Consider the following 24,771-nt stretch of genomic DNA (forward strand, 5'->3'; position numbering starts at 1 on the left):
CAGGAAGGAACAGAATGACAGATGAAACAGTAAAATCACTGGCAGAAGAGATTCAGACACCGGTTGAACGTTTGGTACAGCAGTTTGCTGATGCCGGTATTAAGAAGACCGTCTCTGATTCTGTCTCCCAAAAAGAGAAAGAAACCTTACTGGCTTGGTTGAATCGTGATAAAGACGTCTCAACCAACCAACCAGAAAAGTTAACGTTACAACGTAAAGTACGTAGTACGTTAAGTGTTCCTGGTACAGGTGGCAAAAGTAAATCAGTAGCCATCGAAGTCCGCAAAAAACGCACTTATGTGAACCGTGACGCCGTTGAAAAAGCGCAAGCGGATGAGCAAGCTCAGCGTGAAGCGGAAGAAAAGGCGCATCGCGAAGCCGAAGAAAAAGCCCAGCGCGAAGCACAAGAGAAAGCACAGCGCGAAGCTGAAGAAAAAGCAAAACGTGAAGCTGAAAAGGCAAAGAAAGACGCCGAAGAAAAAGCGAAACGTGAAGCTGAAGAAGCAAAACGTGAAGCAGCGGAATTAGCTAAGCGCGAAGCAGCGGAAAAAGATAAAGTGAAACAAAACGATAAACCAAAAGCTGATAAAGCAGCAGATCAGGAAAAAGCACGTCGCAATGCTGAACAGGCTGAACTGAAACGTAAAACGGAAGAAGCACAGCGCCGTAAAGCGGAAGAAGAAGCACGAGTTGCAGCAGAAAAAGCACGTCTTTTAGCTGAAGAGAATGCTGAAAAATGGACTGCTGAACCTAAAGCACCAGAAACTGAAGGCTCAGACTATCATGTAACAACATCACGTTATGCTCGTGATGCAGAAGATGAAAGTGATGCTGAAGTTGAAGGTGGCCGCGGTCGTGGTCGCAATGCTAAGGCTCCTCGTCCTAAGAAAAACAACCGCCATTCTGAAAAAGCAGATCGTGAAGAAGCACGTGCTGCTGGTCGTACTAACAAGAAAGGTAAACGTAAAGGTAGCTCATTACAACAAGGCTTCAATAAGCCAGCAGCTGTTGTAAACCGCGATGTTATTATCGGTGAGACTATTTCTGTTGCTGAACTTGCTAACAAAATGGCAGTAAAAGGGTCTGAAGTTATCAAAACCATGATGAAAATGGGTGCTATGGCAACCATTAACCAGGTTTTAGACCAAGAAACTGCACAGCTTGTTGCTGAAGAAATGGGTCACAAAGTTATCTTACGTCGTGAAAACGAGTTAGAAGAACAAGTCATGAGTGATCGTGATACTGGCGAAGAAAGTGCTGTATCTCGTGCACCGGTTGTGACTATCATGGGTCACGTTGACCACGGTAAAACATCATTACTGGACTACATTCGTTCAACGAAAGTAGCATCAGGCGAAGCGGGTGGTATCACCCAGCATATCGGTGCTTACCACGTTAAAACAGATAAAGGTGAAATCACCTTCCTAGATACCCCAGGTCACGCCGCGTTTACTTCAATGCGTGCTCGTGGTGCTCAGGTAACGGATATCGTTGTTCTGGTTGTTGCGGCAGATGATGGTGTAATGCCACAAACTATCGAAGCAATCCAACACGCAAAAGCTGCAAACGTACCCGTTGTTGTTGCTGTGAACAAAATCGATAAACACGAAGCTGATCCTGATCGCGTGAAAACTGAACTGTCTCAATATGGCATCCTGCCAGAAGAGTGGGGCGGTGAAACTCAGTTTATGCACGTATCTGCAAAACAAGGTTTAGGTATTGACGAACTGCTGGATGCGATTCTTTTACAAGCTGAAGTTCTTGAACTGAAAGCAGTTAAAGAAGGTATGGCAAGCGGTGTTGTTATCGAATCTTACCTCGATAAAGGTCGTGGCCCTGTGGCAACTATCCTTGTTCGTGAAGGTACGCTGAATAAAGGCGATATCGTTCTGTGTGGCTTCGAATACGGTCGTATTCGTGCAATGCGTAACGAATTAGGCCAAGACGTTCAATCTGCTGGCCCATCAATGCCTGTTGAGATTTTAGGTCTGTCTAACGTTCCTTCTGCAGGTGATGAAGCAACGGTTGTTCGTGATGAGAAGAAAGCGCGTGAAGTTGCATTATACCGTCAAGGTAAATTCCGCGATGTTAAACTGGCTCGTCAGCAGAAATCTAAACTGGAAAACATGTTTGCTAACATGGAAGAAGGTAAAACTTCTGAACTGAACATCGTTCTGAAAACAGACGTTCAAGGTACTTGTGAAGCGATTACTGATGCATTAGTTAAACTGTCTACTAACGAAGTTAAACTGAAAATCATCGGTTCTGGCGTAGGTGGTATCACTGAAACTGACGCAACATTAGCGGCTGCTTCTAACGCAATTATTCTTGGTTTCAACGTTCGTGCAGATGCATCTGCTCGCCGTATTATTGAACAAGAAAGTGTGGATTTACGTTACTACTCTGTTATCTATAGCCTGATTGACGAAATCAAACTGGCAATGAGTGGTATGTTGGCACCTGAATATAAACAAGAAATCATGGGTCTTGCAGAAGTCCGTGATGTGTTTAAATCACCGAAATTCGGCGCGATTGCGGGCTGTATGGTGGTTGAAGGTAACATCAAACGTAATAACCCAATTCGTGTTCTACGTGATAACGTGGTTATCTACGAAGGCGAACTTGAGTCACTACGTCGCTTTAAAGATGACGTCAATGAAGTGCGTAACGGCATGGAATGTGGTATCGGTGTGAAAAACTACAATGATGTTCGTGTAGGCGACATGATTGAAGTCTTCCAAGTTATCGAAATCAAACGTTCTATTGATTAATCTAGTACGTCTTGTTTTAAAAGGGAGCTTAACGGCTCCCTTCTTATTCCCTTCTTTGCTGTATTCTCTTTTATTTTCCTCTTCATTTTTCAACATAACCGAAATAGATTGGCTTTCAGTAATTTATGAAAGTGAGATAACAGGGTAAAATAGCAACAAAGAAACATTTTATTTCTAAAGAAAGAAATCAGAGAAAGCGGTTGTTAAATACCACTTCATGTATACTCTTTAGATATCATTGATTTTAGATCTGAATTAATAGTGACAATCAGGGCAATACCCTATTGTCAGGGAGAGATAAAATGGCAAGAGATTTTAGCCGTAGTCAGCGTGTTTCTCAGGAAATGCAAAAAGAAATCGCCATCATTCTACAACGTGAAGTAAAAGATCCACGTATTGGAATGGCCACTGTATCTGGCGTTGAAATTTCTCGCGATTTGGCTTACGCCAAAGTGTTCGTCACCTTTTTAAACTTATCTGGTGGTGAAAAAAGCGAAGAAGAGATGGTTGAAGATGGCTTAACTGCCTTGAATGAAGCGGCGGGTTTTATTCGTTCATTATTAGGTAAAGCAATGCGTTTACGTATTGTACCAGAACTGACATTTGCTTATGACAACTCATTAGTTGAAGGTATGCGCATGTCTAATTTAGTTTCTAATGTCGTTAAAAACGACGAAGAGCGTCGTCATAAAGAGGAAGAATAATGGGGAGTCGTCGTAAGGGGCGTGAGATTAACGGCGTATTGCTACTCGATAAACCCCAAGATATTTCCTCTAATGACGCACTCCAAAAAGTCCGCCGTATGTTTAATGCCAGTAAGGCAGGGCATACGGGGGCATTGGACCCTTTAGCAACAGGTATGCTACCTATTTGTTTAGGTGAAGCGACGAAGTTTTCACAGTTTCTATTGGATTCGGATAAGCGTTATCGTGTTATTGCCCGCTTAGGCCAACGAACAGATACTTCTGATGCACATGGTGAAGTTATCCAAGAACGCCCAGTGCAATTTACGCAGCAAGCTTTAGACGATGCCTTAGAGAGCTTTCGTGGTGAAACATTGCAAGTTCCTTCAATGTACTCGGCTTTAAAGCATCAAGGTAAACCGCTTTATGAATATGCAAGACAAGGCATAGAAGTTGAGCGAGAAGCAAGACCGATTACTGTTTATGAACTTCAGTTTATTCGCTGGGAAGGCGACGAATTAGAACTAGAAATTCACTGCTCTAAAGGAACGTATATTCGCACTATCATTGATGATCTTGGTGAGAAATTACAATGTGGTGCCCACGTTATTTTCTTACGCCGATTAGAAGTTGCAGATTATCCTAAAGAGCGAATGGTAACGTTAGAGCAATTAAGAGCGATGATAGAAAATGCACAAACTGCACAAGAAGATCCTTTCGCGGCACTTGATGCACTGTTATTGCCTATGGATACCGCTGTGGCCCATTTTCCTGTTGTGAATTTAACCACGATCATTGCGGGTTATCTCAAGCTAGGACAGCCTGTTCGTGTTAATCATGATATCAATGAAGGCGAATGGGTGAGAGTAACTGAAGGTGATGAAAAAAAATTCATTGGTCTTGCTATCATTAAAGATGGCCTAGTTGCTCCGAAAAGAGTCGTTGTAGACTATAACGCAAAAGATAACACTTAATAGCAATCTTGCGCTAAAAGTGTTTGAAGCGTAGAATAATGCGGCTATCTGTTTAGGTGGCTGAGTTGGATAGCTGAATTAGAGATTGGCTATCCTAAAAATTTTAATTTAATTGGAGTTTATTATGTCTCTAAGTACTGAAGCGAAAGCAAAAATCGTTGCTGAATTTGGTCGTGATGCTAACGATACTGGCTCAAGCGAAGTTCAGATTGCACTGCTGACTGCAGAAATCAACCACCTGCAAGGTCACTTTTCAGAGCACAAAAAAGATCACCACAGCCGTCGTGGTCTGCTGCGTAAAGTTTCCAGCCGTCGTAATCTGCTGGACTACCTGAAACGTAAAGATGTTGCTCGTTACTCTGCACTGATTGAACGTTTAGGTCTGCGTCGCTAATCAAGTGAGTTTCAGTGGAAAGGGGCCTGTTGGCCCCTTTTCTACTAGAAAGTGCTATTTTTAATATTAGTCGTTATGTTTTAATGTGGTGATTGTTATTTAGTCTCTCTAGTTACGACAATTCGCGCGGCTAATGAAAGTATTTATTGCTAATAAGTGGTCAATATTTTCATTAGTCGCGAGGGGACGTAGCGGAGAAAAGATCATTCATCGTCGCTAAACATCTGGCGACAATAAGATAAAGGATATTATTTTGCTGAATCCTACAGTTCGTAAATTTCAATACGGTCAACATACGGTTTCAATCGAAACAGGTATGATGGCTCGTCAAGCAACAGCTGCTGTTATGGTTGACATGGACGGCACCGCTGTTTTTGTTACCGTTGTTGCAAAGAAAAAAGTTAAAGCTGGTCAAGATTTCTTCCCATTAACAGTGAACTACCAAGAGCGTTCATACGCTGCTGGTCGTATCCCAGGTAGCTTCTTCCGTCGCGAAGGTCGTCCAGGTGAAGGCGAAACGTTAATTGCACGTTTAATTGACCGCCCATTACGCCCATTATTCCCAGAAGGTTTCTTAAACGAAATCCAAATCGTTGCTACTGTTGTTTCTGTTAACCCACAAGTTAACCCAGATATCGTTGCAATGATTGGTGCTTCTGCTGTATTAGCTCTATCAGGTGTTCCATTTAATGGTCCTATCGGTGGTGCTCGTGTTGGTTTCATCGATGGTCAATATGTTCTGAACCCAACTGTTGATGAGCTGAAAGTAAGTAAATTAGACTTAGTGGTTGCAGGTACTGCAGGCGCTGTGCTGATGGTAGAATCAGAAGCTGATTTATTATCAGAAGAAGAAATGTTAGGTGCAGTGGTATTTGGTCATGATCAACAACAAATTGTGATTGAAAATATCAATGCATTAGTTGCTGAAGTCGGTAAAGAAAAATGGGATTGGGCACCAGAAGCCGTTAACCAAACTTTACATGATCGCATTGCAGAATTAGCGCAAGCACGCATCGGTGATGCATACCGTATCACTGAAAAACAAGAACGTTATGAACAAATCGAAGCAATTCGCGATGAAGTTGTTGCAACGTTATTAGCTGAAGACGAAACCTTAGATGAAGGTGAAATCAACGATCTATTCTCTAGCTTAGAGAAAAACATTGTTCGTGCTCGTGTATTAGCAGGCGAACCTCGTATCGATGGTCGTGAAAAAGACATGGTACGTGCATTAGATATCCGCACAGGTTTATTACCACGTACTCACGGTTCAGCACTGTTTACACGTGGTGAAACACAGGCTTTAGTGACTGCGACATTAGGTACTGCGCGTGATGCTCAAACTATTGATGATATCATGGGTGAGCACACTGATACCTTCTTACTGCATTATAACTTCCCTCCATATTCTGTTGGTGAAACAGGTATGATGGGCTCACCAAAACGTCGTGAAATTGGCCATGGCCGTTTAGCAAAACGTGGTGTGTTAGCGGTAATGCCGACTATTGAAGAATTCCCATATACTGTTCGCGTGGTTTCTGAAATCACTGAATCAAATGGTTCTTCTTCAATGGCGTCTGTATGTGGTGCTTCTTTAGCACTGATGGATGCAGGTGTACCAATTAAAGAATCTGTTGCTGGTATTGCAATGGGTCTGGTAAAAGAAGGCGACAACTTTGTTGTTCTTTCAGATATTCTGGGTGATGAAGACCATTTAGGCGATATGGACTTTAAAGTTGCGGGTAGCCGTAACGGTGTCAGCGCATTACAAATGGATATCAAAATCGAAGGTATCACACGTGAAATCATGCAAGTTGCGTTAAACCAAGCGAAAAGCGCACGCCTGCATATTTTAGGTGTTATGGAAGATGCAATTAGCCAACCTCGTGCTGATATTTCTGAATTCGCACCACGTATTCATACTATCAAAATTAATTCAGACAAAATCAAAGATGTTATCGGTAAAGGTGGTTCAGTTATCCGTGCATTAACGGAAGAAACGGGCACAACTATCGAAATCGAAGATGATGGTACTGTGAAGATTGCTGCAACAAGCAATGAGCAAGCTAAAATGGCAATTGCTCGTATCGAAGAAATCACAGCTGAAGTTGAAGTGGGCCGTATCTACAACGGTAAAGTAACTCGTATCGTAGATTTCGGTGCGTTTGTTGCTATCGGTGGCGGTAAAGAAGGTCTGGTTCATATTTCTCAAATCGCAGATAAACGCGTTGAGAAAGTGAGTGATTACTTGGAAATGGGTCAAGAAGTTCCAGTTAAAGTGCTGGAAATTGACCGTCAAGGCCGTATTCGCTTAAGCATGAAAGAAGCTCAAGCTAATCAGCAGGAAGCAACAGAAACTTCTTCTGAAGATTCTGCGAATTAATGATATTCTACTACCGATATCTAGACATAGGTATCGGTAGAGACTTATTATGATTGACAAGTAGGACGTCCAGAACGCTTTTTGTTGAAAGGTCTGACTTTGGGAGTGAGAAATGAAAACATTTCTGCGCGGTTGTTCTATTGCTGTTTTCATCTTTATTTCCGGATGCAGCACTAGTCCAGAATGGCGTCAGAATGCGATTTTCGCCACTCCATTACAACCTTCTTTACAACAAGAAGTGATATTGGCTCGTATAGAACAAATTCTTGCGAGTCGCTCATTAACCGAAGATGAATACGCACAGCTTTTATATGAGCGTGGTGTGCTGTATGATAGTCTCGGTTTACGAGCTTTAGCGCGTAATGATTTTTCAATGGCGCTATCAATAAGACCAGATATGCTGGAAATTTTTAATTTTCTAGGTATCTATTTTACGCAAGCAGCGAACTATGATGCTGCTTATGAAGCGTTTGATTCTGTTTTAGAGCTTGATCCAACTTACAATAATGCGCGTTTTAATCGTGGTATCGCTTTATACTACGGTGGCCGATTGAAATTGGCGCAGGATGATCTGCAGGCGTTTTATCAGGTCGATCCAAATGACCCCATTCGTTCGCTTTGGTTATATCTTGTCGAAAAAGAGATAAACACTGATTTAGCTAAACAACAGTTAAAACAGCGATACCAGCAGGCGGATAAAACGGGGCAATGGGGATGGAATATAGTTGAGTTTTATTTAGGTAACATTAATGAAAAAGCATTAATGTCAAAACTACGTGAAGCCTCAACCGATAACACTTCGCTCGCTGAGCATCTTAGTGAAACTAACTTCTATTTAGGTAAGTATTACCTAAGTCTGGGGGACATGGATAGCGCAGAAGCGTTATTCAAGCTGACGGTTGCCAACAACGCACATAACTTTGTTGAGCACCGCTACGCATTGTTGGAATTAGCACTGTTAGGCCAACAAGAAGACCTAGCGGAATCGGACCAGCAATAGCTGACGAACATTTCTCTGATCAGTTTGAAAGCCATCATCTGCATAGGATGAGGGCTTGTTTGTTCGTTTAATAATATAATTTGAGCCAGTTCACATTTTAGATGATAAAGACCGACAAACCATGCGGTATGTTATGTCAACTGGCTGCCATAATGAATGAGGCACAGTGACATGACTACTGAAACCGATATGACTTTTGCTGATCTAGGTTTATCAGCACCTATTTTGACTGCACTGAATGACTTAGGCTACGAGAAGCCTTCTCCAATTCAGCAACAATGTATTCCTTTCCTTTTAAACGGCAATGATGTTTTAGGTATGGCACAGACTGGTAGTGGTAAAACCGCTGCATTTAGCCTGCCGTTATTACACAATCTTGATGAATCATTAAAAGCACCACAAATTTTAGTTTTAGCACCAACTCGCGAACTCGCTGTTCAGGTTGCTGAAGCCATCGAAGATTTCTCTAAGCATTTACCAAAAGTAAATGTAGTTGCACTGTATGGTGGTCAGCGTTATGACGTCCAATTACGTGCATTACGCCAAGGGCCACAAGTGGTTGTAGGCACACCTGGTCGTTTATTAGACCATTTAAACCGTGGCACATTAGATTTATCTAAACTGAAAGGCTTAGTTTTAGATGAAGCTGATGAAATGTTACGTATGGGCTTTATTGAAGATGTTGAAAATATCTTAAGTAAGATCCCAGCTGAACACCAAACTGCGCTGTTCTCTGCAACAATGCCAGAAGCTATTCGTCGTATTACACGTCGCTTCATGAATGATCCTAAAGAAGTTCGCATTCAAAGCAGCGTAACAACTCGCCCAGACATCAGCCAAAGTTACTGGATGACATTTGGTGCGCGTAAAAATGAAGCATTAATTCGTTTCTTAGAAGCGGAAGATTTTGATGCGGCGATTATTTTCGTGCGTACTAAAAATGCAACATTAGAAGTTGCTGAAGCATTAGAACGTAATGGTTATAACAGTGCAGCATTGAATGGTGACATGAACCAATCACTGCGTGAGCAAACATTAGAGCGTTTGAAAAATGGTCGTTTAGACATTTTAATCGCGACTGATGTTGCAGCTCGTGGTCTTGATGTTGACCGTATCAGCCTTGTTGTGAACTATGATATCCCAATGGATTCAGAATCTTATGTTCACCGTATTGGTCGTACTGGCCGTGCTGGCCGTGCTGGTCGCGCAATTTTATTCGTTGATAACCGTGAACGCCGTTTGCTGCGTAATATCGAACGTACAATGAAGATGACTATTCCTGAAGTAGAACTGCCAAATGCAGAACTTATCAGCCAACGTCGTCAGGAAAAATTTGCACAGCAAATCGCTCAGCAATTAGAAACAAGCAACCTTGACCAATATCGCGCTCTGTTACCTAAATTAGCTCCACAAGGTGAAGAAGCGTTAGATATGGAAACACTGGCTGCGGTATTACTGAAAATGGCTCAAGGTGAGCGTGCGCTTATCCTGCCACCAGATCCAGTTCGTCGCCCTCGTCGTGAATTTAACGATCGTGATGATCGTCGTCGCGGTGATAACGATCGTGAACGTGCTCCTCGCCGTGAACGTCGTGATGCTGGTGAAATGGATTTATACCGTATTGAAGTAGGTCGTGATGATGGTGTTGAAGTTCGTCATATCGTGGGCGCAATTGCTAACGAAGGCGATATCAGCAGCCGTTACATTGGTAATATCAAACTGTATGGTTCTCACTCAACTATCGAGTTACCAAAAGGTATGCCAACTGACTTATTAGGTCACTTTACACGTACACGTATCATGAACAAACCACTAAATATGCAATTAGTGGGAGATGCTCAATCTCAACCTTTCCGTGAACGTCGTAATAACAGCCGCCGTGATGGACAACCACAAGGTGGTCGTCGTTTTAACAATGGTGATCAACCACAACGTCGTGGTAATAACGACCGTGGTGGCGAACGTGGTGGCGAACGCGGTAACTTCCGTAGTCGTAACAACGAAGGTACTCCACGTCGTCGTAGTAGCTCTCATAATCAATAAGAGCCTATAATCAACTCAATGTTAATTGAGCTGATGATAAAAAATCGAAACCAGTCAATGAATATTGGCTGGTTTTTTTATGCTTATTTAAATGATATAAAATTTATTACATCGAATTTTTATCAATATAAAAAATAGACATATTTATGAAAAGTAATTGGCTAGAATTACGTTGTATCCAACAAAATAATGATACTTGTGCTGACTTTAATTTTTATATTGATGGCAGAGTACTTGATGAATGGCTTCAATAGCAGGATAGAAATCCCCAATTAACATTCGACTATGAGAGAAATCACGCTCTACAGCCACATCTTTTTGGGTGTGAGTATCACGAATTTCAATACGGTTTTTATAAACCTTAATATAAATAGGTTCCATCCTATTTTTTCCTTATATAAATAATTAGATTAAGCCAATTGCTTCTTTTAACGGTTTTAGATATCGACGGCTAACAGGAATTTGGCTGTTATTGTGTAAGATCAGTTCAGCTTGCCCATTATCACCAAAAATAATCTCATTAACATAATCCATATTCACTAAATATTGGCGATGGCAACGAACTAATTGTGTGCGTGTTTCTAATGTACGTAGTGTTAATTCAGTAAAACCTTCTTGGCCTTGATTATTCGTGACATAAACACCACTAAGTCTTGATGTAGCAAATATGGCTTCATCAATTGGCATTAACCAAATACGGCTATGCCCAGTACATGGAATGCATTTTAAGCGTTCTTCTGGAGGAGTTAATAAATCAATATTTTGCTTATTACCTTGGCGTAAACGGTTTAATGTTTTTGTGAGACGCTCTTGCTCTAAAGGTTTGAGTAAATAATCAAAAGCATGTTCTTCAAAGGCTTGGATCGCATATTCTTCAAATGCAGTTAAAAAAACAATATAAGGGCGATGTTCAGGATCAAGCATTGTGACCATTTCAAGTCCAGTAATGCGAGGCATTTGAATATCAAGGAAAACAACATCAGGTTTTTTACGATGTATTTCACCTATGGCTTCAATAGCATTACTGCATTCACCAACAATATGAATATCCTTTTCAACTTCAAGTAAACAACGTAAATTCTCACGAGCCAGTGGCTCATCATCAACGATTAATATATTCATTGTTATGTAACGTTATCCATGCTTTTTTCTAGAGGTAAGCAAATTTTCACCTTTGTATATTCATCAGCTTGGCATTCGACTAAAACACCATAAAGCTCGCCATAGCGTAATTTTAATCGCTTATCCACCAGCCTCATGCCTAATCCTAATTCATGGGAAGGAGATTGAGGTCGATAAAGCCCCGCATTATCACAGATTTCAATAATGATCAGATGGTGCTCTTGGTGCGCCCTAATTGTAATCTTTCCAGTGTCTAATAACTGTGATGTTCCATGTTTAATTGCATTTTCGACCATCGGCTGAAGCGAAAAAGCAGGTAAACGAGCATTGGTTAACGTTTCTGGAATATGAATATCAATTTGTAAACGATCTTGGAAACGGGCTTTTTCAATTTGCAGATAAGCATTTACATGTTCAATTTCATCACTTAATGTCACAACTGCTTCAGGTCTTTTTAAATTCTTACGAAAGAACGCTGAAAGAAATTGGACTAATTGTTTTGCTTGTTCACTATCACGGCGAATAACGGCTTGTAGTGTATTTAACGCATTAAAAAGAAAATGTGGATTTACTTGTGCATGTAGAAGTTTAATCTCTGATTCTAAAAGTGATTGCTTATTTCGCTCATATTGCCCTGCCAGAATTTGTGCAGATAATAAACTGGCTATACCTTCTCCTAAAGTACGGTTAATTGAACTAAACAGGCGATTTTTAGCTTCATAAAGTTTTATTGTCCCAATGACTTGATTATTTTCACCTCTTAGCGGAATAACTAAGGTTGATCCTAGCTTACAATGAGGAGAAAGTGTGCAACGGTACGGTGTTTCATTACCGTCAGCATAAACAACTTCATTATTATTAATTGCCTGTTTCGATTGTTCTGATGAAATAGGCGTACCAGGTAAATGGTGATCGGCACCAATACCAATAAAGGCGAGTAGTTTTTCTCTGTCAGTAATAGCAACAGCACTGACTCTTAATTCTTGATAAATGACTTTTGCAACTCGAGTGCTATTGTCTTGATTAAATCCTTTACGCAAAATACCTTCGGTACAAACGGCAATTTTTAAGGCTTGTGCTGAGAAAGCGCTGGTGTATTTTTCAAATATTGCCCGTCTATCTTGTAATATTCTAATAAACATTGCCGCACCAATAGTGTTTGCAACAATCATAGGCGCTGCAATATCCTTAACTAAGGCAAGAGCTTCATTAAACGGTCGTGCTAATAATAAAATAATACTCATCTGTATTATTTCGGCAAAGAAGGTTACTGCAGCCGCAGTCCATGGATTAAATATCCGATGCATTTGGCCACGTTTGACATAATAGCGGTGAACTAATCCACCAATTAATCCCTCTGCGATAGTTGAAACCATACAACTTAGTGCAGTCATGCCTCCGAGAGAATAACGATGTAATCCCCCGGTAAAGCCAACAAGAAAGCCGACATATGGGCCGCCGAGTAATCCTCCTAAGACAGATCCAATCGCGCGCGTGTTAGCAATAGAGTCATTAATATGTAACCCAAAATAGGTGCCCATAATGCAAAAAATAGAGAAAATGACATAGCACATCAACTTATGAGGGAGTTTTATCGTGACCTGTAAAAGTGGCGTAAATAGTGGTGTTTTGCTTAAAAACCAAGCAATAATTAAATAAACGCACATTTGCTGTAATAACAGCAAAATAAGATCAAATTCATACATAGGTGTTGAGTACCGTTCTCTTTTTTATCTGATTAATATAAAAAGTTCAGATAAAACGAGGCTATTAATTAGGCGATAAAGTTTGATATAAGAGTAACTTAATCGCGCTTTCAAAGAAAATATTCCTTTGCGTCAGTGATCTGGCGCACAAAATTCTTAAAGAAATTCTGAGTTATTGTGTAATATAACTCTGTCAGTGAGTGTTCTACTTCACTATTAAGGTCTAATCGTTATATGAAAAAAAGAGCCATTTATCTTATTTTATTAATGCTAATACTAATTGCATTAGCCATACTTTTCCGCGCGCATAATCAATATTTATTACTGCAAGGGGAAGTTGATGCACCAGAAGTGATTGTTGCCTCAAAAGCTAAAGGTCGTGTAATTGAGCGCCATATAGAGCGAGGTGATGATGTCAAAGCCGGGCAATTAATGATCACATTAGAAAGCCCCGAACTTAACGCACAAGTTGCGGCACTCGAAGCTGCCAAAGCACAAGCACAAGCTCAATTAGATTTGTCACTACATGGCACAAGAGAAGAGAGCATTCGTAATTTAGAAGCGGTGTTATCTCAAGCCAAAGTAGAAGCCAGTAATGCGACACGAGATTATCAGCGTATTAGCGCTGTGGCTAATCAAGGTTATGTCTCAGCAACTGAACTGGATAATGCACGCCGTAGCCGTGATGTTGCATCACAACGAGTAAGAGCTGCCCAAGCAGAATTAGATGAAGCTAAAAATGGCGATCGCATTGAATTACGTCATAAATACATGGCTGCGGTACAACAAGCAGAACAACAACTTATCGAGCTGAAGATCCAACAAGACGATTTACAAGTGAAAGCCCCCGTTGATGGTGAAGTTGGGCCAATTCCGGCAGAAATAGGTGAGCTTTTTAATGCTAATAGCCCACTTGCGACACTGATTCGTATTCCTGACGCTTATTTTGTTTATAACCTGCGTGAAGATATTTTAGCGGATATTCGCAAAGGTGATCGCATTACTATCATGGTTCCTGCACTGGGCAACAAAGAAGTCGAAGCGGAAATTCGTTATATCGCTCCGATGGGTGATTACGCAACAAAAAGAGCGACAAGAGCAACTGGTGATTTCGATTTAAAAACGTTTGAAATTCGACTGTATCCTGTGACACCGATTGAGGGACTACGTCCTGGTATGAGTGCGTTATGGCGCTGGGATAAATAAGGGCGAATAATGAGAGTAAAAGCAGCTTGGCGTGGCTTTAGTAGCGCATTTTCACGAGAAACTCATATGGCAGTTCGTAGCCCCGTTTTTCACTGGCTAAGCTGGCTGTTCCCATTGATGTTATTCACGTTAATTAGTGCTAACTTTTCTGAAGGTACATTGCTGAATTTACCCGTCTCAGTGATCAATAATGATAATAGCCCATTATCGAGAACACTGATCAGAGACTTAAATGCAGGTTCCCACGCACAATTAAATACATTAGATGGCAACCCTCGTACAGCAATGGAACGACTCGGTAGCGCAAAAGATTACGCAATACTCACAATACCCCGCCATTTTGAAAGCAACGTATTAGCTGGAAAGCAACCCACCACACGTATGTATTACAACGGGTTATATTATGCTGCTGGGAGCTACGCAATACAGGACTTTAGTGGATTAATTGCAGAGCTTAATGCGCAATATCGTACGGTATTGGCACAAGAAATGAATAAACCTGTTCCACCATTAGCAAAAGTAACGCTCTCTTATGACAGTTTGTTTAATGCCAGTGGTAGTTATATTTATTATCAGCAATTTGCAGCTACCATCCATATGCTTCAATTATTTGTTGTGACCTGTACGATTTATTCGTTGTCACGCGGTAATATGCTATTGAACATTAAGCCCTTCACATTTGCACTTATTGGTAAGCTCACACCTTACACACTGTTTTTCTTGACCTTATTAATTGTTGAATTAGCAGCATTAGTGCATTTTTCCGGGGCAAAGGTAAACGGTAACCCGCTATATATGGTGTTGGTCGGATTCTTTTATATTATTGCGGCTCAAAGTGTGGGGTTACTGCTTTTTGCGTTTACCAATAGTGCGATCACTGCGTACAGTATGATAGGGATGTTGGTGAGTATTGCATTGGCATTTTCAGGAATGGCTGTACCTGAACTTTCAATGATATTACCTGCACAAATTATCTCGAATCTAGAACCGTTAACACACGCTTTAAATGCGATGTTTGATATCTTCTTAAGAGAGGTATCACTACAAGGTATTTTGTATGTTTGTTCACTCTTGCTGATTTATCCTTTTGCTATCGCCTTCTTAGTTCGTAAACGTATTTTTAAACGATTGGAATTACAGGTAGGTGTTGCATGATGCAGATGTATTTCCAAACTTTTAAACGCGTTCTACTGGGCATGTTAGAAAAACCGATGTGGATGTTGTTAATTGTTTCTCTGTGTGTGATGAGTTTGGTTTATGCCAAACCTGTTTTATGGGATCTACCTGTCGCTGTTATCAATCAAGATCACAGTCCTGCAAGTTATTCACTTATTCGTGCATTAAACTCGACACCCAAATTAAGCATTAAGAACTACGATAATTTAGATGAAGCTCGTCACGATATGATTATGCGAGAGCTTTTTGCCATCATTATTGTGCCAACTGATTTTGAGAAGAAATTACTCAATGGTAAAGATGTCACTGTTCCGGTCTTTGGTGATGCTACAAACCGCCTTGCCAGTGGACAAATTCAGCAAGAATTGATGTTGGCTTATCAACAGTTATTAGATTCTTACAATAGTCGTATTTTACAAAATGCCGGCTTTAGTGGTGAGCAATCGAAAATTCTGTTAAAGCCCATTCAAGGTGAAACCATTGCGATGTATAACCCTGGTGTAAGTTTCGCAGCGATTATTTTTCCTGGGTTATTAGTGATGTTGTTACAGCACTCGCTCTTAATTGCTTGTGTCCGTGTCAGTATTGCTGTGAGAAGTACGCCGAAAGGAAAACCACCGCTAGCTGTTTATTTAGGGGCTTTATCTGCACTTATTCCGATTTGGTTATTTTTGTCAGCTGTATTCTTTGCATTATGGCCTTGGGTATTAGGCTATCGCCAAGAGGCGCCACTTTATCAAGTCTGGATGCTGACATTTCCATTCTTATTAGCAGTTTTAGGGTTAGGGAAGTTAATTACAGAATGCTTGCGTAGTGTTGAGATGATTTATCTGACACTAGCATTTGTAACAACACCTGTGTTCTATATTTCTGGCACGATCTGGCCACTACAAGCAATGCCTGATTGGGTATTTGCCATTTCATCAGCATTACCTTCTACATGGGCTGTAAACGCTATGGCAGGCATAAATCAAATGGGATTGTCATTCCAAAGTATATTGGGTGATATCGTGATGATGTTGGTTTTAGGTGTGATTTATACTGTATTAGGTGTACTGGTGGGGATGTTACGTAATGGTGAGTTAAGACATATTACGCACCAATTTAAACATTGGTTACATCATCGTGGTGAGTCAAAATAAAAAGCCCTTAAGGGCTTTTTATTTATTGCTAAATTATCAACAAAAGAGAAATTGTTATAAGCAATTAAATATCTTCATTTTAGAAGAGGTGAACTCTCTACTAACTTCAATAGTGTAACGGGTAATAAATTCCTTTTATCCATTTCACAAAATAGATATGAAGTGGATTTATCATTGAATTCTTACTCTACCAACGCCAATCCAGCTAACTTACGCCAATAGCCATTACAGTCATGATGATGAACTGTCGCTAGTGGTTGTTGGCCTTGTTCATTTTGGCGAAATTGTTGCAAGGTATCAAAAATAGCGTCAGATTCAGGAGATAAACGGATAATATCCACTAAACCTGCCATTGATGCTTGATCGTTACCCAAGTTATAACAATAGCCACTTTGTGTTTGAATACCATTGAGCACAAATACTTGCTGATTTTCTTGAGATAATACTTCACGGCCTTGAGGGTATTTTTGGCAACAAGTTTCACAATCATCTTTAGAGCGATTTTCAGAACGGGCAGTAAAACAACGCGCTGAATAAGCTAAAGGAAGATGCCCATAAGCCAAAACTTCGACTTCAAATTTATTCCGAATACCCAATGTTTCACATTGGTTTAGAAGGTTACTTAGCCATTCGCGAGAAAGTTCTACAGGCATACACCAACGTATCATTCCTTGTTTATGCAATAAACGTAACGCATAAGCGTTGTAGCAATTTAGTCCGTGACCCGCAATAAAAGGAAGATTACGCTCATAAAGCATATTGATGACGCCAAAATCATGCGCTTCAACTAAAAATTCACCGTTATCAACCAGCTTAGTAATTTCTTTCAATTCAGAAGGTGCTTGTAATAACGCTAAGGTAGAAAGAACCACTTGTTTACCACTTTTAGCAACTTCTTTGGCAAGATTAATCCAATCTTGAGGTTTAGTTTCTCGGCGTTTACTGCAAACTGTTTCGCCTAAATAGATAATATCAGCATCACATTGTTTTGTTTTTTCATAGAACGCTTCAAGTGCTTCTTTTTGCCAATAATAAAGTACAGAACCTAATGCATATTTCATTTTCTTATCCTTATTATTGCCATTTACGGTGATAAGCACCCAATGTTGTTTGTGTTCCTTCTGAAATTTTTCCTAATGCATTCATCCAGCGAGGATCAGTGCTAAAACCTTGGGGATCTTTTTTACATTGATCAATTGCTGTTCTCCAAACTCTTGCAACTTCAGTGACATAAGCAGGGCTACGCTGGCGACCTTCAATTTTGACAGAGGCAATATTCATTGCCATTAATTCAGGTAATAGGGAAAGGGTATTTAAGCTAGTTGGCTCCTCTAATGCGTGATAACAATGGTCATCAACAAAATAGCGCCCCTTACACAGTGTTGGGTAGCCCGCATTTTCATCAGGCGCATAGCGATCTATCAGGACATCATTAAGGCGAGATTCCATTCCTTGTGGTGTTTGTTGCCAACGTACAAAACGTGCAGGAGAGCAAGCACCTACGGTATTGGGTGATTCACCGGTTAAATAGGAAGAAAGATAGCATCGACCTTCAGCCATAATGCATAAGCTACCAAAGGCAAAAACTTCTAAAGGTACTGGGCTAGTTTGTGCTAACTGTTTTACTTGATGAATAGATAGAACTCGAGGAAGAACGATACGAGCCACGTCGAAGTTACGCTGATAAAATTCAATCGCTTGTGTATTGGTTGCAGAGGCTTGCACTGAAACATGGCGCTCAATATTAGGATAACGCTCTGCGGCGTACTCTAACATGGCGATATCTGCCAAAATCAGCGCATCAGCACCTAAAGATGCTGCCATATCAACCGCTTTTTGCCAGCGTTCAAACCCATCAGGGTGAGCAAAGGTGTTTATTGCAATATGCAATTTTCGCTGGTGGCGGTGAACATAATTAACCGCTTCTTGTAACTTCTTTTCTGTGAAATTCAAACCTGCAAAATGTCTTGCATTCGTATCATCTTTTAAGCCGATATAAACGGCGTCCGCACCATTATCTATGGCTGCTTTTAAGGCAGGTAAATTACCCGCAGGGCACAGCAATTCCATCTTCACTTCCCTTTAGAAATTAAGAATGATCGGAAATTGTAATGAGTAAGATAAAAAAAGGTTTTGATTTAAGGCAGAGAAGTTTGTTTTTTACTTAAGTAAAATCAAAGAACTCAAAAAGTGAACAATGGATTAACAGAATATTGATATAGGATCGCAGAATATCTGTTCATTTCTGGCACAATAGCCCCTAAATTTATTTATAGGAGTCCGAACGTGTTTAACAAAATTCGTACCCATTTGGTAAAAGAGGGGCCTCGTTTTTTACGCTACCCTTTACAAGTTACCCCATTTGCTTTGCAACGCGATATTTTAGAACAGTTTTTAAGTTGGCAGTTTCGTGAATCCCTTGCGGAAGGTGATTTACACTTTTTAGAAGATAAATGGCTAAAAGTTGAGATAAGAGACTTACATTTACAGTGGTTTATCAGTGTTCGTGATGATAAATTAGTGGTTAGTCGCTTAGAAAAAGAAGATGTCAGCTTTAGTGGTAATGCTAATGATCTTATTTTAATTGCAGCTCGCAAAGAAGATCCTGACACCTTATTTTTCCAACGCCGTCTACAAATTGAGGGTGATACAGAACTCGGGTTATATGTTAAGAACCTGATGGATGCAATTGAATTAGACTCAATGCCATCTGTGTTGCGTTTTGGTTTATTACAACTGGCTGAATTTGTAAAAAGTGGACTTCAAGAAGATACTGAAGACAAAATACACAGCCATGAACTGAGCTCAACTTCATGCTAATACGTGTTGAAATTCCTGTTGATATTCCTGCTATTGATAGCCTTTTACGCCAAGTGTTTCCGACAAACTCTGAAGCTGATTTAGTCGGACATTTACGTGAAGAAGGTCTATTAACATTAGGTATGGTGGCTATTAGCGATGAAGGCCAATTAGTTGGCTATATCGGTTTTACACCAGTTGATGTTGATGGAATAGATTGTCAGTGGGTTGGTCTTGCGCCGCTTGCTGTTGCACCAGAGTTCCAAAACCAAGGTATTGGACGCCAGCTGATTAATGAAGGGCTAGATAGCCTAAATGAATTTGGGTATGGTGCAGTCGTAGTATTGGGAGATCCCAAATACTATCAAGTATCGGGTTTTATTCCTGCTAAATCTCAAGGTTTACATTGCAAATGGCCTGATACAGAAGACGCATTTCAACTTTATGCGTTAGATAATGGCAATGTTGAAGAGATCCACGGTTTAGTCAACTACTCACCATTGTTTGACCAGTTTAGCTGATCCGTTTAACTCATTTTATTTATCTTGTATTAAATATAGTGCAATGTCTGAAGGCTGGTCTGTGATCAGCTTTTCTTTTTGCGTCTTTTTCAATTGTTTTAATTGGTATTCAAGTTGAGAAGCACGCTGTCTATCGCCAACCTGACAATGAAACTCAAGTAATAAAGGGCCTTTACCTTTCAGTGCCTTAGCACCAGTTCCATTCTGATGTTGTTGAAAACGACGCTCAACATTTGTTGTGATCCCAGTATAAAGAGAGCCAAGACGATTTCTAACAATATAGAGTGACCACATTGTGTCAGCCATCATTTTTTCCTTTTCGTGCTACTTTTTCTTTTGATAAATAATATTTCTTAGTTTTTTAAGTGAGTAATTTAAGGCATGTCAAAAATAAATCTATTAAGTATATCAATATGTTGTGAAATATTTGTGACAATAAAATTTATTATTTAAAAAATAACATTCAAATTTTTTGAAAATGAACAGCAATTATTGCTAATTTTAAAGTTAAATTAAAGCGCATAATATGATCCACATCACAGAGACACACTCCGCGATACCTAACAAAATTAGAATTAAATTGGAGTTTATTATGAAAAAATCTACATTAATCGCTGCAACATTAGCTTTAAGTGCTATTTCATTCGGTTCAATCGCATCTGATAGCGTATCAAAAAGCCCTTCTGTTAATGGTGAGTATATCACAATCACAGGCAGTGATACTTTAGATGGCTTAACCGCTAAAATTGCTCAAATCGCAAAAGATGAAGGGGCAAAAGGCTTTAAAGTTGTTGGCGCAACAGGTGAAGATTACCTCACTGTAAATGCTGAAATTTATCGTTAATTTTGACTGTTTTCGATAAATAACCTGTAATAAGAGACACGCGGTAAGACGCTCGTTTTGATGATATAATTATCATCTAAACAGCGTCTCTTTTTGTTTTTATGCAGGTATGTTATGTCTTCATTAGACTCGATCAAAATAATTAAACAATATATACGTGATAACCATGTGTTTACCTTATGTACAACATGTTCATTGGGTGATGTTTGGTGTGCTAATTGTTTTTATTGGTTCGATGAAAGTCAGATGAGGCTTGTTTTTCTTTCTGAAAAGAAAACTCGTCATGCTCAGATGATGCAGGAAAATTTATTAGTTGCAGGGAGTATTAGCACACAAGAAATTGTCGTATCCAATTTACAAGGCATCCAATTTACTGGGGCTGTTTCTTTGCTAGCAGGTAAGGATGACTTCAATGCAAGAAAACATTATTGCTTACGTTTTCCTGTCGCACTAGCCGCCATCCATGTACCTTTATGGGAATTACAATTGCAAGAAATTAAGATGGTGAATAATCAATTGGGATTCGGGACTAAGCTTTATTGGCAGCGTAATTAAGCTTCTTATTTTTTAACTTCTTATTATTCCCAAAAATAATGACTTTTTTGTTCCCATCCTTTTAAAGACATACAAGAGGTGTAGAAGGTTTTTCTGTCTTCTTGATTAATATCTTCAACATAACTTTCTGTCATTGGTACACGTTCTGTGTAGGTTTTTTTATCCCCACAGTGATCTTTATCATCTTTACGACATGTTTTTTGTACATCACGATAAACAGTACGTTGTAGCACTTCTTTGCGAATAGGGTAGCGAGTATTAGCATCAAGTTCACAAAGCATTTTAGCTTCTTGTAATGTGTAATCTGATGCACCTTTAGGTTCCCAAGTGCTGCTACAACCAGAAAGTAAAACTATTGAAAAAAAAGGCAAAAGTGCTATTTTCATATCAAATATCATCATAAAAAGAATAGTAAAGAGCGTTAATAATAAAACAAAACTAATCACTTTGACTATCATTTTTGAAAATGATTCGCATTTGATAACGGAGGTGATTAAATGAGAATGATGAAAGAAAAAAAGCTCATTATAAATGAGCTTCTAGATATTAATTCAACTTATGAATAACCTGATTACTACTACCACGCCATAGTAATGCGGGATCATAAAGTTCTTGTACGAACTTCCCATCAATCAGCACGTTAATATAGCTAACCACTTCTTGTTGCTCTGGTGTCAAGTCTGCCAGTAAATAACCAGTCCAAACCCAAATATCTTTTTCAGGACATTCGGCTTTAACTCGTTTTACCAAGTGCAAAATTGTAGATAAATTTTGCGGATGTAAAGGATCACCTCCTGAAAGTGATAATCCTTGTCGTTTAATACGACTATCTTGAAGATCAGCAATAATCTGATCTTCCATCTCTTGGGTAAACGGCTTGCCAGACGTTAACGACCACGTTGATTTGTTATAACAACCTCGGCATTGGTGTATGCACCCTGCAACAAACAGGGTGCAACGAGTACCAGGGCCATTGACAACATCAACAGGGTAATATTGATGGTAATTCACTTTCTTAACCTAACTGACCATTTGCCAGATGTTTCACACGACGTTTAACTTCTTCTTGTTTACCCGCATTAAATGGACGTGAATCTGGGCTACCTAAATATCCACATACACGGCGAATAACAGAAACTCTCGCTGGGTTGTGATTACCACAACGTGGGCAAGTAAAACCTTTGCTAGTGCAAGAGAATTCACCGGTATAACCACAGTCATAACATTCATCAATCGGAGTGTTTGTTCCGTAATATGGAACGCGGGTATAGCTGTAATCCCACACATCTTCTAATGCTTTAAGGTTATGTTGTAAGTTTGGATATTCGCCATAGCAAATGAAACCACCATTGGCTAATGGAGGATAAGGTGCTTCAAAATCTAGCTTGTCGTATGGATTTACTTTTTTCTCAACATCTAAGTGGAAGCTATTGGTGTAATAACCTTTATCCGTTACACCCGGTAAAATACCGAATTCAGCTGCATCTAAGCGACAGAAACGATCACATAAGTTTTCACTTGGTGTGCTGTAAAGACTGAAGCCATAGCCAGTCTCTGCTTTCCATTGATCGGTTGCTTCACGCAGACGATTAATAATCGCTACTGCTTTTTCTCTTAAGGTTTCATCATCAAAAACATGTTTTTCAGTACCAAACAGCGCATTGATGGTCTCGTGAACACCGATATAACCTAATGAAATTGATGCTCTGCCATTTTTAAAGATCTCAGACACGTTATCGTCTGCTTTTAAGCGCACACCACATGCACCTTCCATATAAAGAATAGGGGCAACACGCGCTTTAACATTTTCTAAGCGAGCAATACGTGTCATTAGTGCTTTTTTCGCTAATTCAAGACGATCATCAAGTAGTGACCAGAATGTGGCTTCGTCACCTTGGGCTTCAATGGCAATACGCGGTAAGTTCAGACTGATAACACCTAGGTTATTACGGCCTTCGTGGATCATTTCGCCATTTTCTTCGTAAACACCTAAGAAGCTACGGCAACCCATTGGGGTTTTAAATGATCCTGTTACTTTAACCACTTGATCGTAATTTAAGATATCTGGATACATGCGTTTACTTGCACATTCAAGCGCAAGTTGTTTGATATCGTAATTAGGATCACCAAACTTATGGTTTAAGCCATCTTTAATGGCAAAAACAAGTTTAGGGAAAACAGCTGTTTTACGGTTTTTGCCTAAACCAGCCATACGATTTTCAAGGATAGAACGTTGAATTAGACGCGCTTCTTTCGACGTACCAAGGCCAAAGCCGAAAGTGACAAATGGCGTTTGTCCATTAGCGGTATGCAGTGTATTGACTTCATACTCTAAAGATTGGAATGCGTCGTAACACTCTTTTTCAGTGCGTGCATTGGCATAGGCTTCTTTATCAGCAATTTGCCACTCTTGCGCTACTTTATAGTGTTTGTCATAACTTGATTTTACAAATGGCGCTAATACTTCATCGATACGGTTTATCGTTGTACCACCATAAATATGGCTCGCCACTTGTGCAATAATTTGTGCTGTTACTGCTGTTGCTGTTGAAATAGATTTAGGCGGTTCTATTTCTGCATTTCCCATTTTAAAACCATTGTTTAACATGCCCTTAAGGTCAATTAGCATACAGTTAAACATAGGAAAAAACGGTGAATAATCGAGATCATGATAATGAATTTCACCACGCTCATGAGCGAGTACCACATCTCTTGGCAGGATATGCAATTTTGCGTAATGTTTAGCCACAATACCCGCAAGTAAATCACGTTGGGTAGGGATAACTTTACTGTCTTTATTCGCATTTTCATGAAGAATAGAGACATCACTTTGTTCGATAAGACCTCGGATTTCCTGAGTTAATCTTCCACGTTGCTCACGGGCAACATCTCGGTCATGACGGTATTCAATGTAGGCTCTGGCGACATCTTTATGCTCACCAGCCATCAGCTGATTTTCTACGGCGTCTTGGATCTCACGGATATCGACATTCGAACGTCCTGCGAGAGATTGTGAAACGGATTGCGCGATAGAATCGCAATAATCATCATCAGTGATCTCACAAGCTACGGCGGCTCTTTTGATAGCATCGCTGATGCGGGTTTGGTCAAAAGAGACTTTACATCCGTCTCGTTTTATCACTATGGTTTTCACAATCTTGCTCCTTAACTATTTATCCACAGGCTCAAATCCCATAAAAACAGGTGATGGCACAGCATTCAGGCTTATTGTGGATAAGATGTGTATAATTACTATATGTTGTATGTCGGTATGTATTAAAGCACAATATATAGTAATTGAAAGGGAAATAATCTTCATTAAAACTGATCTAAATCAAGGTATTTTTGCTACATCAGGCATCAAGAGGGGTTAGCTGAATTGTAAATATGTGCCAAAAACAGAAGTGATAAATTATTATCAAAAAATGAGAGCATAAAAAAAGCAAAGTGCT

23 protein-coding genes are annotated in these 24,771 nt (G+C 39.8%); 14 read left to right on the forward strand and 9 right to left on the reverse strand.

The window, feature by feature from the left end:
* Positions 1-14: 14 nt before the first annotated feature.
* From infB to DK866_RS08250, 7 genes are all read left to right on the forward strand, one after another.
* Positions 15-2,771: a translation initiation factor IF-2 gene (gene infB / locus DK866_RS08220; RefSeq protein ID WP_072069567.1), complete on the forward strand. Its 2,757-nt coding sequence runs from the start codon at positions 15-17 to the stop codon at positions 2,769-2,771.
* A gap of 302 nt (positions 2,772-3,073) precedes the next feature.
* Entirely contained in the window at positions 3,074-3,475 is a 402-nt protein-coding gene (rbfA, locus tag DK866_RS08225; RefSeq protein ID WP_109408501.1) for a 30S ribosome-binding factor RbfA, read from the forward strand.
* Complete coding sequence (gene truB, locus DK866_RS08230) at positions 3,475-4,428, forward strand: tRNA pseudouridine(55) synthase TruB (protein WP_109408502.1); 954 nt, start codon at positions 3,475-3,477, stop codon at positions 4,426-4,428. Before rbfA ends, truB begins: the two co-directional genes overlap by 1 nt.
* 124 nt (positions 4,429-4,552) lie before the next feature.
* The gene (gene rpsO, locus DK866_RS08235; protein WP_072064551.1) at positions 4,553-4,822 is read left to right on the forward strand and encodes a 30S ribosomal protein S15; all 270 of its coding nucleotides are present in this window, start codon (positions 4,553-4,555) and stop codon (positions 4,820-4,822) included.
* A gap of 253 nt (positions 4,823-5,075) precedes the next feature.
* A complete protein-coding gene (pnp, locus tag DK866_RS08240) occupies positions 5,076-7,205 on the forward strand; it encodes a polyribonucleotide nucleotidyltransferase (RefSeq protein ID WP_109408503.1) in 2,130 nt (709 codons plus the stop codon).
* 112 nt (positions 7,206-7,317) lie between these two features.
* The gene (nlpI, locus tag DK866_RS08245; RefSeq protein WP_109394665.1) at positions 7,318-8,205 is read left to right on the forward strand and encodes a lipoprotein NlpI; all 888 of its coding nucleotides are present in this window, start codon (positions 7,318-7,320) and stop codon (positions 8,203-8,205) included.
* A gap of 171 nt (positions 8,206-8,376) precedes the next feature.
* Positions 8,377-10,248, forward strand: coding sequence for a DEAD/DEAH family ATP-dependent RNA helicase (locus tag DK866_RS08250; RefSeq protein WP_109408504.1), 1,872 nt, complete (start codon positions 8,377-8,379; stop codon positions 10,246-10,248).
* A gap of 207 nt (positions 10,249-10,455) precedes the next feature.
* Here DK866_RS08250 and DK866_RS19810 read toward each other — a convergent pair whose 3' ends face one another.
* Genes DK866_RS19810 through DK866_RS08260 form a run of 3 tightly spaced genes read right to left on the reverse strand, consistent with a single transcriptional unit; the run spans position 10,456 to position 13,076 of the window.
* Positions 10,456-10,629 carry a hypothetical protein gene (locus DK866_RS19810; RefSeq protein ID WP_162556992.1) on the reverse strand — a complete coding sequence of 58 codons (174 nt, stop codon included), beginning with the start codon at positions 10,627-10,629 and terminating at the stop codon, positions 10,456-10,458.
* Positions 10,630-10,653: 24 nt separating this feature from the next.
* A complete protein-coding gene (gene btsR / locus DK866_RS08255) occupies positions 10,654-11,370 on the reverse strand; it encodes a two-component system response regulator BtsR (protein WP_109408505.1) in 717 nt (238 codons plus the stop codon).
* 2 nt (positions 11,371-11,372) lie between these two features.
* Entirely contained in the window at positions 11,373-13,076 is a 1,704-nt protein-coding gene (locus DK866_RS08260; protein WP_109408506.1) for a sensor histidine kinase, read from the reverse strand.
* A gap of 234 nt (positions 13,077-13,310) precedes the next feature.
* On the opposite strand from DK866_RS08260, the gene DK866_RS08265 reads away from it, so the two are divergent.
* The 3 genes from DK866_RS08265 to DK866_RS08275 are packed head-to-tail and all read left to right on the forward strand — an operon-like array spanning position 13,311 to position 16,600.
* A complete protein-coding gene (locus DK866_RS08265; protein ID WP_109408507.1) occupies positions 13,311-14,282 on the forward strand; it encodes an HlyD family secretion protein in 972 nt (323 codons plus the stop codon).
* Positions 14,283-14,291: 9 nt separating this feature from the next.
* Positions 14,292-15,437 carry an ABC transporter permease gene (locus tag DK866_RS08270; RefSeq protein ID WP_036939313.1) on the forward strand — a complete coding sequence of 382 codons (1,146 nt, stop codon included), beginning with the start codon at positions 14,292-14,294 and terminating at the stop codon, positions 15,435-15,437.
* Positions 15,437-16,600, forward strand: coding sequence for an ABC transporter permease (locus DK866_RS08275; protein ID WP_109408508.1), 1,164 nt, complete (start codon positions 15,437-15,439; stop codon positions 16,598-16,600). The genes DK866_RS08270 and DK866_RS08275 overlap by 1 nt, the downstream gene beginning before the upstream one ends.
* Before the next feature lie 182 nt (positions 16,601-16,782).
* Here the strand turns inward: DK866_RS08275 and DK866_RS08280 are convergent, their stop codons facing one another.
* Positions 16,783-17,661, reverse strand: coding sequence for a U32 family peptidase (locus tag DK866_RS08280; RefSeq protein ID WP_109408509.1), 879 nt, complete (start codon positions 17,659-17,661; stop codon positions 16,783-16,785).
* A 13-nt stretch (positions 17,662-17,674) separates the two neighbouring features.
* Positions 17,675-18,670 carry a ubiquinone anaerobic biosynthesis protein UbiU gene (gene ubiU / locus DK866_RS08285; protein ID WP_109408510.1) on the reverse strand — a complete coding sequence of 332 codons (996 nt, stop codon included), beginning with the start codon at positions 18,668-18,670 and terminating at the stop codon, positions 17,675-17,677.
* A gap of 216 nt (positions 18,671-18,886) precedes the next feature.
* Here ubiU and ubiT point away from each other — a divergent pair, with 216 nt between their 5' ends.
* The gene (gene ubiT / locus DK866_RS08290; RefSeq protein WP_109408511.1) at positions 18,887-19,420 is read left to right on the forward strand and encodes a ubiquinone anaerobic biosynthesis accessory factor UbiT; all 534 of its coding nucleotides are present in this window, start codon (positions 18,887-18,889) and stop codon (positions 19,418-19,420) included.
* On the forward strand, positions 19,414-19,920 hold the full coding sequence (locus tag DK866_RS08295; protein WP_109408512.1) for a GNAT family N-acetyltransferase: 507 nt from the start codon (positions 19,414-19,416) through the stop codon (positions 19,918-19,920). Before ubiT ends, DK866_RS08295 begins: the two co-directional genes overlap by 7 nt.
* Before the next feature lie 15 nt (positions 19,921-19,935).
* Here DK866_RS08295 and DK866_RS08300 read toward each other — a convergent pair whose 3' ends face one another.
* Positions 19,936-20,226 carry a GIY-YIG nuclease family protein gene (locus DK866_RS08300; protein WP_109408513.1) on the reverse strand — a complete coding sequence of 97 codons (291 nt, stop codon included), beginning with the start codon at positions 20,224-20,226 and terminating at the stop codon, positions 19,936-19,938.
* Between the two features lie 286 nt (positions 20,227-20,512).
* Here DK866_RS08300 and DK866_RS08305 point away from each other — a divergent pair, with 286 nt between their 5' ends.
* Both DK866_RS08305 and DK866_RS08310 read left to right on the forward strand, forming a co-directional pair.
* A complete protein-coding gene (locus DK866_RS08305) occupies positions 20,513-20,764 on the forward strand; it encodes a YdgH/BhsA/McbA-like domain containing protein (RefSeq protein WP_109408514.1) in 252 nt (83 codons plus the stop codon).
* Positions 20,765-20,878: 114 nt separating this feature from the next.
* Complete coding sequence (locus DK866_RS08310) at positions 20,879-21,319, forward strand: YhbP family protein (protein WP_109408515.1); 441 nt, start codon at positions 20,879-20,881, stop codon at positions 21,317-21,319.
* Positions 21,320-21,342: 23 nt separating this feature from the next.
* Here the strand turns inward: DK866_RS08310 and DK866_RS08315 are convergent, their stop codons facing one another.
* The 3 genes from DK866_RS08315 to nrdD form a co-directional block, all read right to left on the reverse strand.
* The gene (locus DK866_RS08315) at positions 21,343-21,705 is read right to left on the reverse strand and encodes a hypothetical protein (protein WP_243733345.1); all 363 of its coding nucleotides are present in this window, start codon (positions 21,703-21,705) and stop codon (positions 21,343-21,345) included.
* Between the two features lie 160 nt (positions 21,706-21,865).
* Positions 21,866-22,330 (reverse strand): anaerobic ribonucleoside-triphosphate reductase-activating protein, encoded by a 465-nt coding sequence (nrdG, locus tag DK866_RS08320; protein ID WP_109408516.1) that lies wholly within the window; start codon positions 22,328-22,330, stop codon positions 21,866-21,868.
* A gap of 4 nt (positions 22,331-22,334) precedes the next feature.
* Positions 22,335-24,473, reverse strand: coding sequence for an anaerobic ribonucleoside-triphosphate reductase (nrdD, locus tag DK866_RS08325; protein WP_109408517.1), 2,139 nt, complete (start codon positions 24,471-24,473; stop codon positions 22,335-22,337).
* Positions 24,474-24,771 lie beyond the last annotated feature (298 nt).

The organism is Proteus genomosp. 4 str. ATCC 51469 (assembly GCF_003144375.1).
In the GTDB taxonomy this organism is placed as follows: domain Bacteria; phylum Pseudomonadota; class Gammaproteobacteria; order Enterobacterales; family Enterobacteriaceae; genus Proteus.

Excerpts from the sequence above, each read along its gene's own strand:
- infB (WP_072069567.1), top strand. The coding sequence starts at position 15 with ATGACAGATGAAACAGTAAAATCACTGGCAGAAGAGATTCAGACACCG.
- rbfA (WP_109408501.1), top strand. The coding sequence starts at position 3,074 with ATGGCAAGAGATTTTAGCCGTAGTCAGCGTGTTTCTCAGGAAATGCAA.
- truB (WP_109408502.1), top strand. The coding sequence starts at position 3,475 with ATGGGGAGTCGTCGTAAGGGGCGTGAGATTAACGGCGTATTGCTACTC.
- rpsO (WP_072064551.1), top strand. The coding sequence starts at position 4,553 with ATGTCTCTAAGTACTGAAGCGAAAGCAAAAATCGTTGCTGAATTTGGT.
- nlpI (WP_109394665.1), top strand. The coding sequence starts at position 7,318 with ATGAAAACATTTCTGCGCGGTTGTTCTATTGCTGTTTTCATCTTTATT.
- DK866_RS08250 (WP_109408504.1), top strand. The coding sequence starts at position 8,377 with ATGACTACTGAAACCGATATGACTTTTGCTGATCTAGGTTTATCAGCA.
- DK866_RS19810 (WP_162556992.1), bottom strand. The coding sequence starts at position 10,629 with ATGGAACCTATTTATATTAAGGTTTATAAAAACCGTATTGAAATTCGT.
- btsR (WP_109408505.1), bottom strand. The coding sequence starts at position 11,370 with ATGAATATATTAATCGTTGATGATGAGCCACTGGCTCGTGAGAATTTA.
- DK866_RS08260 (WP_109408506.1), bottom strand. The coding sequence starts at position 13,076 with ATGTATGAATTTGATCTTATTTTGCTGTTATTACAGCAAATGTGCGTT.
- DK866_RS08265 (WP_109408507.1), top strand. The coding sequence starts at position 13,311 with ATGAAAAAAAGAGCCATTTATCTTATTTTATTAATGCTAATACTAATT.
- DK866_RS08270 (WP_036939313.1), top strand. The coding sequence starts at position 14,292 with ATGAGAGTAAAAGCAGCTTGGCGTGGCTTTAGTAGCGCATTTTCACGA.
- DK866_RS08275 (WP_109408508.1), top strand. The coding sequence starts at position 15,437 with ATGCAGATGTATTTCCAAACTTTTAAACGCGTTCTACTGGGCATGTTA.
- DK866_RS08280 (WP_109408509.1), bottom strand. The coding sequence starts at position 17,661 with ATGAAATATGCATTAGGTTCTGTACTTTATTATTGGCAAAAAGAAGCA.
- ubiU (WP_109408510.1), bottom strand. The coding sequence starts at position 18,670 with ATGGAATTGCTGTGCCCTGCGGGTAATTTACCTGCCTTAAAAGCAGCC.
- DK866_RS08295 (WP_109408512.1), top strand. The coding sequence starts at position 19,414 with ATGCTAATACGTGTTGAAATTCCTGTTGATATTCCTGCTATTGATAGC.
- DK866_RS08300 (WP_109408513.1), bottom strand. The coding sequence starts at position 20,226 with ATGGCTGACACAATGTGGTCACTCTATATTGTTAGAAATCGTCTTGGC.
- DK866_RS08305 (WP_109408514.1), top strand. The coding sequence starts at position 20,513 with ATGAAAAAATCTACATTAATCGCTGCAACATTAGCTTTAAGTGCTATT.
- DK866_RS08310 (WP_109408515.1), top strand. The coding sequence starts at position 20,879 with ATGTCTTCATTAGACTCGATCAAAATAATTAAACAATATATACGTGAT.
- DK866_RS08315 (WP_243733345.1), bottom strand. The coding sequence starts at position 21,705 with ATGAAAATAGCACTTTTGCCTTTTTTTTCAATAGTTTTACTTTCTGGT.